The organism is Flavobacterium coralii, from assembly GCF_019891545.1.
GTDB lineage: Bacteria > Bacteroidota > Bacteroidia > Flavobacteriales > Flavobacteriaceae > Flavobacterium > Flavobacterium coralii.
Genome location: NZ_JAHDIU010000003.1, coordinates 379,684 through 392,015 on the forward strand (window position 1 = coordinate 379,684; position 12,332 = coordinate 392,015).

A 12,332-nucleotide genomic window follows, 5' to 3' on the forward strand; every position below is an offset into this window, starting at 1 on the left:
TGTTTTTAAAGTGAAATTATGCCTTCAACAGAAGAAAGCTCTATGTATTTGTCTATTACCGCCTGTGCACTTTGCATACGCACATTAACAGAAACGCTGGTGTAAGTACCTTTTTTAGACTGAGTGGTTTCTATAACAGCACCCATGCCGTTAAAAGCATCTTCTACCTGCAGTATCCTGCTTTGGTCGGTAGGGACAATAAATTTAAATAAATATTCAGAAGGCCAAAGGGTTGAGTCTATCAGTTCCTGCTTCAGCCTTTCGTAAAATTCCTCGCTCTTTTTATCCATTATCGTTTGGGTATAGTAAGGCAAATATACGCCATACAGATGTAACTTCCTTAAAATTTGGCACAGAGCGCCATTTTTGCATAAAAAACATTTTTTCAGCGGTACACGCAACCTTTTTAGTACTGTTGCATCTTACTAATGTAACGTTTAGTAGGTTTTAAGGTTATAAATTTTGGTTATTAAAACCGTTGTGGCTACCACTGCAACGGTTTTTTGTTACCGTATCATCAGCATAGTGGTCAGGCAGGTACCTGCCATAAAAATATAGCTGTATTTTACCACCTTGCCCAGCAGCGTGCGGTTCCTGAAAAGCCGTATTACAGCAAAAAGTACCGTACCCATTACAAGGTTTAAAAGCAGCATGGCTGTAAAGGCAGGGTTAAGATCGGTGTTGCCGGTATCATAAAGGTTTATAAGAGCCATCCCGATTAATGTGCCGGTAACGGCAAACCATATAAAGTAGATGGCTATCAGGATATGAAATGCGGTATGTTTATAATCGAGCCTGCTCATTTTTTTTGCACAAATTAATACTATAACGCCACTAAAACCTGTTTATTTGAATGTGTCATGCAAAAGTAATGCCTGTAAATGTTATATTTTTTTGAATTAATGGTTGATATAAAAAAAATTTAACGCAGTTGTGTTAACATAATATTATAATATTTATCTTTACCGTCAGATAAAAGGCTCCCCAAGCCAATACCTTAAATAACTAATAACTATTTGCAAATGAAACTTAAAGACTTTAAGCAGTGGCTTAATACGCTCTCTGAAGAAGAGCTTGAAAAGGAGCTTATGTATAATGCCATGGACTACGGCATTTCGGGCAAGATTTCTGAAATAAATAAATCAGACGAAAATCTTTACTATGTTGGTGATGAGCCTGTATTACTGCACACAAGGCGCGAGTTAGAGCAGCTTGGTTACAGCAAGCCTGAAATTGACAGCCTTGATGTTGAAATTCCCGGCGGATGTTACTATGTGGAATTAAGTAACGAATACAGTATCATAGAAAAGTTTTTGCATTAGGAATAAAAACATTTAATGGAAGGGCAGGTACATAATTGTACCTGCTTTTTGTATTTTAGTGGTATGGATATATTAAAATATATTTTATTCCCGGCTATTGTATTAATCGGGCTTCAGGTAGATGCACAACAAACACACCATCCGGATAAAGACCTTTTGGAGTTTAAGCAACTTGATTTTAAGCAGGAGGCAATTATAAACCGTATGGCCTATGCCGATACAGCTAACTTTATGCATCAAAAGCTGTACCCGTGTGCCGAGTGCTGGTTGCGTCCTGAGGTGCACGATGCATTATTAAAAGCGCTTGATATTGCTAAAAAAAAGGGACTTCAGCTGGTGATATACGATTGTTACCGGCCATACCCGTTGCAGTTTAAGATGTTTGAAATAGTAAACGACCCGCGCTACGTAGCTAAACCCGGCAAAGGCTCTAACCATAACCGTGGTGCTGCCGTTGATATATCGCTGGCTGATGCCGAAGGTAACCTGCTGGATATGGGCAGCGGCTTTGATGAATTTACCGAAAGGTCGCATTACAATGCCTCTGCTATTTCTAAACAGGCAAAGAGAAACAGGAGGCTGCTGAAAAAGATAATGACCGAAGCAGGCTTTAGCCCGTATCCGCATGAATGGTGGCATTTTGATTACCTGAAAAAAGAATATATAACGGCAGAGTTTATATGGGATTGTGACTGATGATACTATTCTTTAATTATCTTATAAGTATCCACTCCATACTTGGTATATGTTTTAATGATATACAGCCCAGCAGTGAAGCCGGAGAGGTTTAAACCCGATGAAGGATTTTTTTCTGCAAGCAGCATTTTTCCTGAAACATCATAAAGTTCAACTTTTGTTATTGCATTGCTGGTACTAAAATTAAGTATGTCTTTAACAGGGTTAGGGTACATAGAAAAAACACCTGTATCATGTTGTTGTTCCGAAAGGATTGTTGCACTCATTTGTACAATAGCGCCACCCTGATAGCCTTGGTTTGGACATTGGTGAGAGGCGGTAGCAATTGTAAGTGTATTATTGTGTTCAATTGTCTTATATGTGAAAGTAGTATTGTAGGAGTCAGGATGCGTATAGGCAATAGACCCATTATTTCCGAAATTACTGTCTATAAATCCGTCAATAGATGTCTTGGTTAAAAATATCTGCTCGCTACCGGGATACAGATTGCCTGATAAAAGCAATGAGTTTCCTGAAAACTGAATATCGAACACTTCTTTAACGGTAGTTTGCATGCCCATATCTGATACAAAAGTGCCATCATTGCCAAAGGATAAATCAGGTAATTGTTGATTATTATATTTAGTAACAGATAAATTATTATTCTCTGTTCCATTAGCTGAAAATGTACTTGCTGTAAATATTTCTCCATCTTCAGTTGCCAAGAAAGTATAAATTCTATGCTGCTCAGGTAAAAGAAGTTCACCTGCACTGCCAAAATCCATATCCTGTTCGCCAGTCACAGTATTATATTTTAGAATTTTAGAATCAGTAAATTGATTATACCATATCAACACATACATGGCATTATTACTATTGTCATACTCAATATGCTTAATTTCATAACCCTGCTCCATAGGTATGGTAATTATTCCATTGTCACCTAAGGTTGTAATAAGTTCTCCCTGCATTGTATATTTAAATATCTTTATGTAAGGGCTGTAATCTTCACTGTTATTTCCGTTGCCAATCAATATTATCTCGTTATTTATTAGTTCAACTGTATGAAGATCAAGTACCTCATCAAAAATAGTGTAAACAAGCCCATCTGTGCCAAATGTGGTCTCTACATTACCATTTATATCAAACATTGCCATAAAAGCACCTTCAGGATCATTGGTAGGGTCGGCTATCGTGATTAATTTATTATCCGGAGTCAGTCTTATAAAGGCATTGGTAAAGTCGTCTGCCGTACCACCGAGAGCAAAAAGCCCGGTGTATCTGTAACCATCTTGGCCAAAAGATGTATCTATTTGTCCGTTTTGGTCAAATTTGAATAAGGAATGACTGGAATAACTGGTAAGTCCATAATATGAATTGTCTATTAACATCATATCGCCTACCGCGTGAACATAAGGGAAACACATATACCCGTTATCTCCAAAGTTTGTATTGGTATATTCGGTTTGGCTTTTTATATTAGATGTAGAAATTATTATTAAAATAAGAGTGAAAATTTTTTTCATAAGGCATGGCTTTTAAGTTTAGTTTTTTTCATAAATATATTCTTTTTTTCAGATTGTCAGCAAAATATCTTTTACTCTTTTTTAAGCACCCTATTTTTATTTACAAATTTCTAAGGCTATCTTTGTGATAAGACAAATTATTATGGAACTTAAATTACATCGCCCTATTTGCTTTTTCGACCTCGAAACTACGGGTACGGATATCTGCAAAGACAGGATAGTTGAAATATCAATATTAAAGATTTACCCTAACGGAAATAAGGAGAGCCGCACATGGCTTGTAAACCCTGAAAGGCCAATACCCCCGCATACCACTTCTTTTCATGGTATAACCGATGAAAAGGTGGCTAATGAGCCAACGTTTAAGCAACTCTCGCACCAAATCTATAACATGATAAAAGATTCAGACCTTGCCGGGTATAATTCAGACAGGTTTGATATACCGCTTTTGGCTGAAGAAATGCTGCGTGCCGGACTCGATTTTGACATGAAAAACCGGGTGAGTGTAGATGTGCAGACCATCTTCCATAAAAAAGAAGAACGTACCCTTAGTGCAGCTTATAAATTTTATTGCGGGCAGATACTGGAAAATGCACACAGCGCCGAGGCTGACACCAACGCCACATATGAAATATTGAAAGCCCAGCTCGACAGGTATGAAGACCTTGAAAATGACATGAAACTGCTTTCTGAATTTACCACCCGTAAAAGAGCCGTAGATTTTGCAGGCTTTATTGTGATAGACGATGCCTGTGGTGCAGAAGTATTTACATTCGGCAAATTTAAAGGCGTAAAGGTAGAGGATGTGCTGGAGCAGGAGCCGGGCTATTATGGCTGGTTCCAGAATGCTGATTTTCCGTTATATACTAAAAAAGTGCTTACAGCTATAAAATTGCGTAAGCTAAACAGTAACTTCACTATTAAGTAAATATCAGCGATAATGAAAATTATCTGTATAGGCAGGAACTACGCCGACCATATCAGTGAACTGCAGAACGAAAGGCCCGATGCCCCCGTTATTTTTATGAAGCCGGATACAGCAGTAGTACAAAAGCAGTTTCCGTTTGTAATACCGGAATTCAGCAATGATGTGCACCATGAGGTTGAGGTTCTGGTAAAAGTAAAGAAAGTTGGTAAGTATATTGATGCAAAGTTCGCACACAAATATTACGATGAAATAGGACTGGGTATAGACTTCACAGCGCGCGACCTACAATCAGAGCTTAAGGCCAAAGGGCTGCCATGGGAAAAGGCAAAAGCTTTTGACGGTTCGGCTGTTATAGGAGATTTTGTTGATAAATCAGAATTTACATCGCTTGATAATATTAACTTTGAACTTACCAGTAACGGTACTGTGGTGCAGCAGGGCAATACTGCACAAATGCTCTGGAAAATTGATGAGCTTATTGCCTACATTTCGCAGTACTTTACACTGCGTACAGGCGATATAATTTTTACAGGGACCCCAAAAGGCGTAGCAAAGGTTAATACTGATGATGTGCTGGAAGGCTACCTTGAAGGAAAAAAAATGTTCAGGATACAGGTAAAGTAATGGCACTAAATTATAATCTATCTAAAGTATATGCTATCTCTGACAATGATGTAGACTTTGCCAGGCAGATTGTTGTGCTTTTTACTGAAGAAGTGCCTGCAGAAATAGTGAATATTAAAGAGGGCCTTAAAGAAAAAGACTACCAGCGCGTATATCAGGCTGCGCATAAGATAAAGCCCACGCTCGACCTGCTGGGTATGGATATAGCTTACCGGGATGTTATTGCCATAGAGGCATGGACAAAAGCCGAAGGTAAAAAAAGGGAGATAAAAGATGTAGTTAAAAACCTCAGGAAGTATATAAAGCTTACACTTAAAGAGCTTAAAAAAGATTACGACCTCAAATAAAATATGAAGGCAGCCATAGTAACTGTTGGCGATGAAATACTCATCGGGCAGATAGTAGATACAAACTCATCTTACATAGCGAAAGCACTTGATAAAATAGGGATAGGAGTCCATGAAATGCTTTCTGTAAGCGATAATAAAGAGCATATTACAGATACACTAACCAAGCTTCAGGATAAGGTGGATGTGGTGGTGCTTACCGGTGGGTTAGGTCCTACAAAAGATGATATTACCAAAAAAACATTCTGTGATTATTTTGAAGACCACCTGGTGCTTAACGAAAGTGTGCTAAGTCACGTTACACAACTGATAGAGAAAGTACTGCAACGGCCTGTTTCGCAAATGAATAAGGACCAGGCGCTGGTGCCATCGCGCTGTACTGTGCTGTTTAATAGTGTGGGTACTGCACCGGGCATGTGGATGGAAAAGGGGGGAACTGTGTTTATATCGCTGCCGGGTGTGCCGTATGAGATGAAAGATATTATGGAAAAGGAGGCTTTACCCAGACTCATGCAAAAATACAAGCGGCCTTACATTTACCATAGAACAATACTTACTTATGGCCAGGGTGAAAGCGTTATTGCCGAGCGCATTGAAGATTGGGAAAATAACCTACCTGAATTTATAAAGCTGGCCTATTTGCCAAGCCCCGGCAGGGTAAGGCTGCGGCTTTCCGCACGCGGGGCAGATGAACAGCATTTAAAAGATGCTGTTGCTACCGAAATTGAGAAACTTAAAATACTTATTGGCGATATCATTGTTGGCTATGACGAGCAGGAAACCATAGAAGTGGTTGTGGGCAGGCTGTTAGCTGCAAAAGGCAAAACCATTGCCGTAGCCGAAAGCTGTACAGGCGGCAAGCTGGCTCAGGTTATAGCATCTGTGCCGGGTGCATCGGCCTATTTTAAAGGAGGTATGGTAACTTATGCCACTCAGTCAAAAACAGATGTGCTTGGTGTGCCTGCTGATATAATCAGAGATCATTCTGTGGTAAGTGCGGCAGTTGCCGAAGCGATGGCACAAAAAGCAAGAGAGGCTTTCTGGGCAGATTATGCCCTTTCAACCACAGGTAATGCCGGGCCTGACAAGGGTGATTCTGAAGCAGAGGTGGGTACGGTTTTTATTGGTTTTGCAACTCCGGAGGGTATTTACAGCGAAGAATTTAAGCTGGGGCAGCCACGCGAAAAAGTTATTGACAGGGCGGTAAACAAAGCACTCGAAAAAATTTATAAGGAAATATTAAAAAACTAACTTATTATGTTTGTGTAATATATTTCTTTTTTGTTTCTTTGCACCCTGATTTTGAATAACGATATAAAAGCTAATAATAATGTCAAGAGTTTGTGCCCTTACAGGTAAGAAAGCGATGGTAGGAAACAATGTTTCCCACGCAATGAACAAGACTAAAAGAAAGTTTAGTGTAAACTTGGTGAAGAAGCGTTTCTATCTTCCTGAAGAAGACAGGTGGATCACTTTAAGGGTAGCCGCTTCAACTATCAAAACGATAAACAAAAACGGTCTTGCTGCAGTTTTGAAAGAAGCTAAAGCTAAAGGATTTATTAAGTAATCCTAACAGGACTAAAATAATATATATTTAAGATGGCAAAGAAAGGTAACAGAATCCAGGTTATTTTAGAGTGTACTGAGCACAAGGCTACCGGTATGCCGGGAACCTCAAGGTACATCACTACTAAAAATAAGAAAAATACTCCTGACAGGCTGGAGATAAAAAAATTCAACCCTGTTCTTAAGAGAGTAACAGTTCATAAAGAAATTAAATAATTTTACGTCATGGCAAAGAAAACCGTAGCATCATTACAAACATCTTCAAAAAGGTTAACTAAAGCCATCAAGATGGTAAAGTCGCCTAAAACAGGTGCTTACACTTTTGTTGAATCTGTAATGGCACCCGAACTGGTGGATGAATTTCTTAAGAAGAAATAATTATCCTTACAAGATATAGAAAAGCTACTTTCCGGTAAAGAAAGTAGCTTTTTTATTTTCTATCTTTACCGTTGGAAAAAACCGATTGTACAACTATGAATTTCTTTAAAAAAATATTTTCTTCCGAAAAGAAAGAAACCCTTGACAAAGGGTTGGAGAAAACAAAAACGTCTTTCTTTTCTAAGCTGTCAAAGGCTGTTGCAGGAAAATCTAAAGTAGATGATGAGGTACTTGATAACCTTGAAGAGGTACTGGTGTCATCTGATGTTGGGGTAAACACTACGCTTAAAGTTATAGAACGCATAGAAGAGCGTGTTTCGCGGGATAAGTACCTGGGTACTGACGAGCTGAACAAAATTTTAAGGGAGGAAATTGCGGCTTTACTAAGCGAAACCAATACCGGTGAAGAAACCGAATTTGTAATACCTGCCAACAAAAAGCCTTATGTATTAATGGTAGTTGGCGTTAACGGTGTTGGCAAGACCACTACTATTGGTAAACTGGCGCACCAGTTTAAAAAAGCGGGGTACAATGTTGTGCTTGGCGCTGCCGATACCTTCAGGGCTGCGGCTATAGACCAGCTTCAGGTATGGGCTGACAGGGTAGGCGTGCCTATTGTAAGGCAGCAAATGGGCAGCGACCCGGCTTCTGTTGCGTTTGATACACTGCAATCTGCCGTTAAACAGGATGCCGATGTTGTTATTATAGATACCGCCGGAAGGCTTCATAACAAAGTAAACCTGATGAACGAGCTTAGTAAAGTGAAGCGCGTTATGCAAAAGGTAATAGATGATGCCCCGCATGATGTGTTGTTGGTGCTTGATGGCTCTACCGGACAAAATGCATTTGAGCAGGCAAAGCAGTTTACTGCGGCTACCGAGGTTACCAGCCTTGCTGTGACAAAGCTTGACGGTACTGCAAAAGGTGGTGTTGTAATAGGAATATCAGATCAGTTCCAGATACCCGTAAAATATATTGGAGTAGGCGAGGGTATAGAAGATTTACAGGTATTTAATAAGCACGAATTTGTAGATTCCTTTTTTAAGTAATGAGTAGCAGGACCAGGAAAAGAAAAATATTTGTTTTAATTTTTGCAGGTCTTTATCTGCTCAAAATCATTACCGCCTGGGCATCCTATCTGCAAAATTCCTATAACCTGAACAATCCTTTAATACCTACATCTTTACTGGACGGTATTCGCGATTATACCATATTTATTACAGGTATATCAGTAATCGCAATAGTGTTGGCATTACTTTATATTATTACCAAAAGGTTCTTTTGGCTAATAGCTGCACTGCTTATTGTAACCTTTATAGTTCTTGCTTTAAAAGGGAATGATATTCGGTATTATTATACCAGAATTTAATAAATGAGCTGATATTAATTAATCAGCTCATTTATTTTTACCCAAAGTTGCTCATCAAAATCTGAGAGTGCAAAATTTTCTCCGTCCGCAGATTCGCCCATCCTTATTATAACCATCTTTTTAGAAGGTATTACATAAATTTTCTGGTCATTTTTACCCAATGCCATATACATATCATTGGGTGCAACAGGTATAAGGCTACCCGGAAACTGCAACTGCGTCTGCGGCAGGCGGAAACTCTCTTCTCCGTTAATCCACCACAGGTAACCGTATGATTTGTTGATATTCTGCGAAGTGGTTGTGGCATTTGTAAAGTAGTTTGCATTTACAATCTGCTGGTCTTTCCACTTTCCGTTATTAAGGGCAAGTAACCCAAAACGGGCCATACTGCGGGAGTTGCTCCAGTATACACTTAAATCTTCAGAAGGTATCCACGCACCCGATATGCCAATAGGCGCTTTAAGTTTAGTATTGAAATAGTTATCCCAACTCTGGCTGGTCGCCGCCGCAACAACATCCTGAAGCTTTACATATACATTATGGTACGCCCAACGGGTACCGGCATCAGCTTTATAAATAAGATTATCGGGAGAAACATTATCACCCATTGCATCGTCAAGCCCGCTGCTCATCGTTAAAAGATGTTCTATAGTAATAAGGTTTTCTTTAGCAGGAGGAGCGCTTGTCCATCCTGTGCCTAAATGGTCGGAAACTTTATCATTTCTGTTTAAATAATTTTCCTGCTCTGCAATGCCTGTTAGGGTAGCCGTCAGTGTTTTGCCGGCACTTGCCCAGTACCACGGGGAGGTAGCTGTATGCCCATTAAAGTACTCCTCAATGGCAATACGGCCGTTAACCAATACAATAAAAGACTTTGTATTCTTTTCTTCTAAGTAAGAAAACAAATCAGCCTTGGCGGTTTCATCCCACCCAAGTTCTGAAGTGCTTACTGTTTCCCAGACATCGGTATTGTTTTCAGGAAAATACATTGCTTCGCCATTGTTGGCAGGCGGATTATTATTGTCATTATCTTCAGAGCTGCATGCTACAGATAAGCACACTAAACTAAGCCACAGGTATTTTTTCATAGTGCATTATTTAACTAATATGACATTAAAAATATCAAATAGTTTAATGCTGTGTGAAAATTCTGCAAAATTTTTACAACATGTAAATTGTATTTACTGTATGAGGCTGTTCAACCTTACCCAAAGTTGCTCATCAAAGCCTGAAAAAGGAGTAGTACTCTCATCTGCCGCTTCGCCCATACGCACCACAACAATGTTTAGGGAAGGCACTACATAAATGCGCTGCTGCATATCACCATATGCCATATACATATCATCCGGAGCCGAAAGTACGATACTACCGGGGAATATATAGTCATTTTTAGGGAGCATGTGGCTTTCCTGCCCGTTAACCCACCACAGGTAACCGAACGATTTATTTATATCCTGTGAAGATGATGTGCATTCGGTAAAGTAGCTGCTGTCTATAATTTGTGTGCCGTTCCAGTTACCATTGTTCAGTGCTAAGAGCCCGAAGCGCGCCATGCTGCGTGTGTCACTTTTATACATCTTTTGCCCGTTCACTTTATACCAGCTTCCGTTCATGCCTATCGGGTCTCCCAGTTTTTCAGAAAAATAGTCTTCCCACCTCTGGCCTGTGGCAGCCGAAACAATATCAGTAAGCGCACAATCTGTATTATTATAATTCCACGTAGTTCCTGCGTCATAATCATATCTCACGCTCTGCGGTGAGTCGGCAACACCTGCGGTAAAGTCAAGCCCCGATGTCATGTTCAGCAGGTGCCTGCATGTTATTGCAGTTTCTTTGTCTGAAGGGGCGGTTGTCCAGCCCTGTCCCAAATAATTGGTTATACTGGTATTAATATCGATATATCCTTCCTGTTGGGCTATGCCTGTCATGGCGGCGGTAAGTGTTTTATCGGCATTTGCCCATTGCCAAACCGAGTTTCGGGTGTGCCCTCTAAAGTAATTCTCCATTACTATTTTACCATCGGCAATTACCATAAAAGATTTGGTATTCTGTGTTTCAAGAAAGTCAAGCAGTGGTGCAATGGCCTTTTCATTCCAGCCCATCCCGCTTACAGAAGTTTCCTTCCAGTTATCTCCGTTACCGGGAAAATAGGCTTTTTCATCATTTACCATAGTACTGTCATCCTCAGAGCAGGATATCAGCATTACGGCAGTAAATAAAAGTGTCAGTCGTCTCATGGTCCTTTTCATTTTATAATGTAAAATTACTGTGCCTAGTGCGGTAAAGCATTATAAATGTTAAAACCATAACAGTTATTTTTTACTTAAATTTGCCTGTGTAATGCTTAAGAATATGAAAAAATTACTGCTGCTTGTTGCCTGTGTTGCTTTTCTGTCCTGCAATAAAACCTATACTGCCGAAGAGCTGAAACAACTTAATGGCTATTGGGAAATAAAGCTTGCGGAAATGCCCGACGGTACTGAAAAAGAATATACGGTAAATCCTACAATAGACTTTTTTGAAGTTAAAGGAGATAAAGGTTTCCGGAAAAAGGTAATGCCCCAGTTTGACGGTACTTACAGGGTTAATGACCTTTCGGAAGATATTTCTGTAATAAATGAGGATGGTAAGACTTACCTTAGCTACAAAACAGAATACGCCGAATGGAAAGAGCAGATACTTGAGCTCGACAATGAAAATCTTGTACTGAAAAACGAACAGGATATAGAATACCACTATGTAAAACCCGAACCTTTTACGCTTAAATAATATGGCAAAACGGCTGAATGATGAAAGCCCCATCGGGGATGTGCTGAAGGAGTTTATACGCGCAAACAACCTGCAAAATGGCATTGATAAAATAGATGTGCGTGAAGCCTGGAAAAACCTTATGGGCAATGGTGTGAACAACTATACCCGCGAGATAATGCTTAAACATGAGGTGCTGTATGTAGAACTTACATCGGCAGTGCTGCGGGAGGAGCTTAGCTACGGCAGGGAAAAAATAATCAAGATGATTAACGAAGAACTGGGTCGCGAGGTTGTAAAAGATGTGGTGTTACGATAACAAAAATGCCGCTGTTAAAGCGGCACTTTTTATTTTCTGTCTGTAAAGGATTAGAACTGCTCCCTTCCTGCAAAGTGGAAGTTGCTTTCTATCTCAGCATTTTCATCGCTGTCAGAACCATGAACAGCGTTTTCGCCTACAGATGTAGCATATTTTTTACGGATAGTACCTTCGGCAGCATCAGCCGGGTTAGTAGCACCTATAAGTTTCCTGAAATCTTCAACAGCGTTGTCTTTCTCAAGTATGGCAGCCACGATTGGGCCACGAGACATAAACTCTACAAGCTCGCCATAAAAAGGCCTTTCGCTGTGAACAGCATAAAATTTCTGAGCGTCAGCTACAGTAAGCTGCGTAAGCTTTAATGATACGATCCTGAAACCTGCTTCAGTTATCATAGATAAAATTCCACCGATGTGCCCTTTTTCAACAGCATCCGGCTTAATCATGGTAAAAGTCCTGTTTGTTGCCATAGTCATTTTTAAATTTGCTGCAAAAGTAACGGTTTTTACATTAATAACTTTAATTAATTA

The 12,332-nt window shown here is 39.7% G+C and carries 19 protein-coding genes; 13 read left to right on the forward strand and 6 right to left on the reverse strand.

Annotated features, from left to right (window positions below):
* Nucleotides 1–5: 5 nt before the first annotated feature.
* Both KJK34_RS06960 and KJK34_RS06965 read right to left on the reverse strand, forming a co-directional pair.
* Nucleotides 6–290 carry a DUF493 family protein gene (locus KJK34_RS06960; protein ID WP_223053133.1) on the reverse strand — a complete coding sequence of 95 codons (285 nt, stop codon included), beginning with the start codon at nt 288–290 and terminating at the stop codon, nt 6–8.
* A 216-nt stretch (nt 291–506) separates the two neighbouring features.
* The gene (locus KJK34_RS06965) at nt 507–803 is read right to left on the reverse strand and encodes a hypothetical protein (protein ID WP_223053134.1); all 297 of its coding nucleotides are present in this window, start codon (nt 801–803) and stop codon (nt 507–509) included.
* A 219-nt stretch (nt 804–1,022) separates the two neighbouring features.
* Between KJK34_RS06965 and KJK34_RS06970 the strand changes: the two genes are divergently transcribed.
* Together KJK34_RS06970 and ddpX are read left to right on the forward strand one after the other, a co-directional pair.
* Nucleotides 1,023–1,322, forward strand: coding sequence for a hypothetical protein (locus KJK34_RS06970; RefSeq protein WP_223053135.1), 300 nt, complete (start codon nt 1,023–1,025; stop codon nt 1,320–1,322).
* A 15-nt stretch (nt 1,323–1,337) separates the two neighbouring features.
* Nucleotides 1,338–2,018 carry a D-alanyl-D-alanine dipeptidase gene (gene ddpX / locus KJK34_RS06975; protein ID WP_223053136.1) on the forward strand — a complete coding sequence of 227 codons (681 nt, stop codon included), beginning with the start codon at nt 1,338–1,340 and terminating at the stop codon, nt 2,016–2,018.
* Between the two features lie 5 nt (nt 2,019–2,023).
* On the opposite strand, the gene KJK34_RS06980 is transcribed toward ddpX, so the two are convergent.
* A complete protein-coding gene (locus KJK34_RS06980; protein WP_223053137.1) occupies nt 2,024–3,523 on the reverse strand; it encodes a T9SS type A sorting domain-containing protein in 1,500 nt (499 codons plus the stop codon).
* 142 nt (nt 3,524–3,665) lie between these two features.
* Between KJK34_RS06980 and KJK34_RS06985 the strand changes: the two genes are divergently transcribed.
* The 9 genes from KJK34_RS06985 to KJK34_RS07025 all read left to right on the forward strand — a co-directional run bounded on the left by KJK34_RS06985 (nt 3,666) and on the right by KJK34_RS07025 (nt 8,735).
* A complete protein-coding gene (locus KJK34_RS06985; RefSeq protein WP_223053138.1) occupies nt 3,666–4,451 on the forward strand; it encodes a 3'-5' exonuclease in 786 nt (261 codons plus the stop codon).
* Between the two features lie 12 nt (nt 4,452–4,463).
* Entirely contained in the window at nt 4,464–5,075 is a 612-nt protein-coding gene (locus tag KJK34_RS06990) for a fumarylacetoacetate hydrolase family protein (RefSeq protein ID WP_223053139.1), read from the forward strand.
* Nucleotides 5,075–5,422, forward strand: a complete 348-nt coding sequence (locus tag KJK34_RS06995; protein WP_223053140.1) for an Hpt domain-containing protein — start codon at nt 5,075–5,077, stop codon at nt 5,420–5,422. Before KJK34_RS06990 ends, KJK34_RS06995 begins: the two co-directional genes overlap by 1 nt.
* A 3-nt stretch (nt 5,423–5,425) precedes the next feature.
* A complete protein-coding gene (locus KJK34_RS07000; RefSeq protein ID WP_223053141.1) occupies nt 5,426–6,673 on the forward strand; it encodes a competence/damage-inducible protein A in 1,248 nt (415 codons plus the stop codon).
* 79 nt (nt 6,674–6,752) lie between these two features.
* Complete coding sequence (rpmB, locus tag KJK34_RS07005; RefSeq protein WP_223053142.1) at nt 6,753–6,989, forward strand: 50S ribosomal protein L28; 237 nt, start codon at nt 6,753–6,755, stop codon at nt 6,987–6,989.
* A 32-nt stretch (nt 6,990–7,021) separates the two neighbouring features.
* Nucleotides 7,022–7,204 carry a 50S ribosomal protein L33 gene (gene rpmG, locus KJK34_RS07010; RefSeq protein WP_072785033.1) on the forward strand — a complete coding sequence of 61 codons (183 nt, stop codon included), beginning with the start codon at nt 7,022–7,024 and terminating at the stop codon, nt 7,202–7,204.
* Nucleotides 7,205–7,213: 9 nt separating this feature from the next.
* A complete protein-coding gene (locus KJK34_RS07015; protein WP_223053143.1) occupies nt 7,214–7,366 on the forward strand; it encodes a DUF4295 domain-containing protein in 153 nt (50 codons plus the stop codon).
* A gap of 95 nt (nt 7,367–7,461) precedes the next feature.
* Nucleotides 7,462–8,415, forward strand: a complete 954-nt coding sequence (gene ftsY / locus KJK34_RS07020; protein WP_223053144.1) for a signal recognition particle-docking protein FtsY — start codon at nt 7,462–7,464, stop codon at nt 8,413–8,415.
* A complete protein-coding gene (locus tag KJK34_RS07025; protein WP_223053145.1) occupies nt 8,415–8,735 on the forward strand; it encodes a hypothetical protein in 321 nt (106 codons plus the stop codon). Before ftsY ends, KJK34_RS07025 begins: the two co-directional genes overlap by 1 nt.
* 14 nt (nt 8,736–8,749) lie before the next feature.
* Here the strand turns inward: KJK34_RS07025 and KJK34_RS07030 are convergent, their stop codons facing one another.
* Together KJK34_RS07030 and KJK34_RS07035 are read right to left on the reverse strand one after the other, a co-directional pair.
* Nucleotides 8,750–9,823, reverse strand: coding sequence for a serine hydrolase domain-containing protein (locus KJK34_RS07030; RefSeq protein ID WP_223053146.1), 1,074 nt, complete (start codon nt 9,821–9,823; stop codon nt 8,750–8,752).
* A gap of 93 nt (nt 9,824–9,916) precedes the next feature.
* Entirely contained in the window at nt 9,917–10,972 is a 1,056-nt protein-coding gene (locus tag KJK34_RS07035) for a serine hydrolase domain-containing protein (RefSeq protein WP_223053147.1), read from the reverse strand.
* 115 nt (nt 10,973–11,087) lie between these two features.
* Between KJK34_RS07035 and KJK34_RS07040 the strand changes: the two genes are divergently transcribed.
* Together KJK34_RS07040 and KJK34_RS07045 are read left to right on the forward strand one after the other, a co-directional pair.
* On the forward strand, nt 11,088–11,504 hold the full coding sequence (locus KJK34_RS07040; protein WP_223053148.1) for a hypothetical protein: 417 nt from the start codon (nt 11,088–11,090) through the stop codon (nt 11,502–11,504).
* A 1-nt stretch (nt 11,505) separates the two neighbouring features.
* Complete coding sequence (locus KJK34_RS07045) at nt 11,506–11,802, forward strand: DciA family protein (protein WP_223053149.1); 297 nt, start codon at nt 11,506–11,508, stop codon at nt 11,800–11,802.
* A gap of 50 nt (nt 11,803–11,852) precedes the next feature.
* On the opposite strand, the gene KJK34_RS07050 is transcribed toward KJK34_RS07045, so the two are convergent.
* The gene (locus tag KJK34_RS07050; RefSeq protein WP_223053150.1) at nt 11,853–12,272 is read right to left on the reverse strand and encodes a nucleoside-diphosphate kinase; all 420 of its coding nucleotides are present in this window, start codon (nt 12,270–12,272) and stop codon (nt 11,853–11,855) included.
* Nucleotides 12,273–12,332 lie beyond the last annotated feature (60 nt).

Excerpts from the sequence above, each read along its gene's own strand:
- KJK34_RS06960 (WP_223053133.1), bottom strand. The coding sequence starts at position 290 with ATGGATAAAAAGAGCGAGGAATTTTACGAAAGGCTGAAGCAGGAACTG.
- KJK34_RS07000 (WP_223053141.1), top strand. The coding sequence starts at position 5,426 with ATGAAGGCAGCCATAGTAACTGTTGGCGATGAAATACTCATCGGGCAG.
- KJK34_RS06970 (WP_223053135.1), top strand. The coding sequence starts at position 1,023 with ATGAAACTTAAAGACTTTAAGCAGTGGCTTAATACGCTCTCTGAAGAA.
- KJK34_RS07040 (WP_223053148.1), top strand. The coding sequence starts at position 11,088 with ATGAAAAAATTACTGCTGCTTGTTGCCTGTGTTGCTTTTCTGTCCTGC.
- KJK34_RS07015 (WP_223053143.1), top strand. The coding sequence starts at position 7,214 with ATGGCAAAGAAAACCGTAGCATCATTACAAACATCTTCAAAAAGGTTA.
- KJK34_RS07050 (WP_223053150.1), bottom strand. The coding sequence starts at position 12,272 with ATGGCAACAAACAGGACTTTTACCATGATTAAGCCGGATGCTGTTGAA.
- rpmB (WP_223053142.1), top strand. The coding sequence starts at position 6,753 with ATGTCAAGAGTTTGTGCCCTTACAGGTAAGAAAGCGATGGTAGGAAAC.
- KJK34_RS07030 (WP_223053146.1), bottom strand. The coding sequence starts at position 9,823 with ATGAAAAAATACCTGTGGCTTAGTTTAGTGTGCTTATCTGTAGCATGC.
- KJK34_RS06995 (WP_223053140.1), top strand. The coding sequence starts at position 5,075 with ATGGCACTAAATTATAATCTATCTAAAGTATATGCTATCTCTGACAAT.
- KJK34_RS06990 (WP_223053139.1), top strand. The coding sequence starts at position 4,464 with ATGAAAATTATCTGTATAGGCAGGAACTACGCCGACCATATCAGTGAA.
- KJK34_RS07045 (WP_223053149.1), top strand. The coding sequence starts at position 11,506 with ATGGCAAAACGGCTGAATGATGAAAGCCCCATCGGGGATGTGCTGAAG.
- KJK34_RS06980 (WP_223053137.1), bottom strand. The coding sequence starts at position 3,523 with ATGAAAAAAATTTTCACTCTTATTTTAATAATAATTTCTACATCTAAT.
- rpmG (WP_072785033.1), top strand. The coding sequence starts at position 7,022 with ATGGCAAAGAAAGGTAACAGAATCCAGGTTATTTTAGAGTGTACTGAG.
- KJK34_RS06965 (WP_223053134.1), bottom strand. The coding sequence starts at position 803 with ATGAGCAGGCTCGATTATAAACATACCGCATTTCATATCCTGATAGCC.
- KJK34_RS07035 (WP_223053147.1), bottom strand. The coding sequence starts at position 10,972 with ATGAGACGACTGACACTTTTATTTACTGCCGTAATGCTGATATCCTGC.
- ftsY (WP_223053144.1), top strand. The coding sequence starts at position 7,462 with ATGAATTTCTTTAAAAAAATATTTTCTTCCGAAAAGAAAGAAACCCTT.
- KJK34_RS06985 (WP_223053138.1), top strand. The coding sequence starts at position 3,666 with ATGGAACTTAAATTACATCGCCCTATTTGCTTTTTCGACCTCGAAACT.
- ddpX (WP_223053136.1), top strand. The coding sequence starts at position 1,338 with ATGGAAGGGCAGGTACATAATTGTACCTGCTTTTTGTATTTTAGTGGT.
- KJK34_RS07025 (WP_223053145.1), top strand. The coding sequence starts at position 8,415 with ATGAGTAGCAGGACCAGGAAAAGAAAAATATTTGTTTTAATTTTTGCA.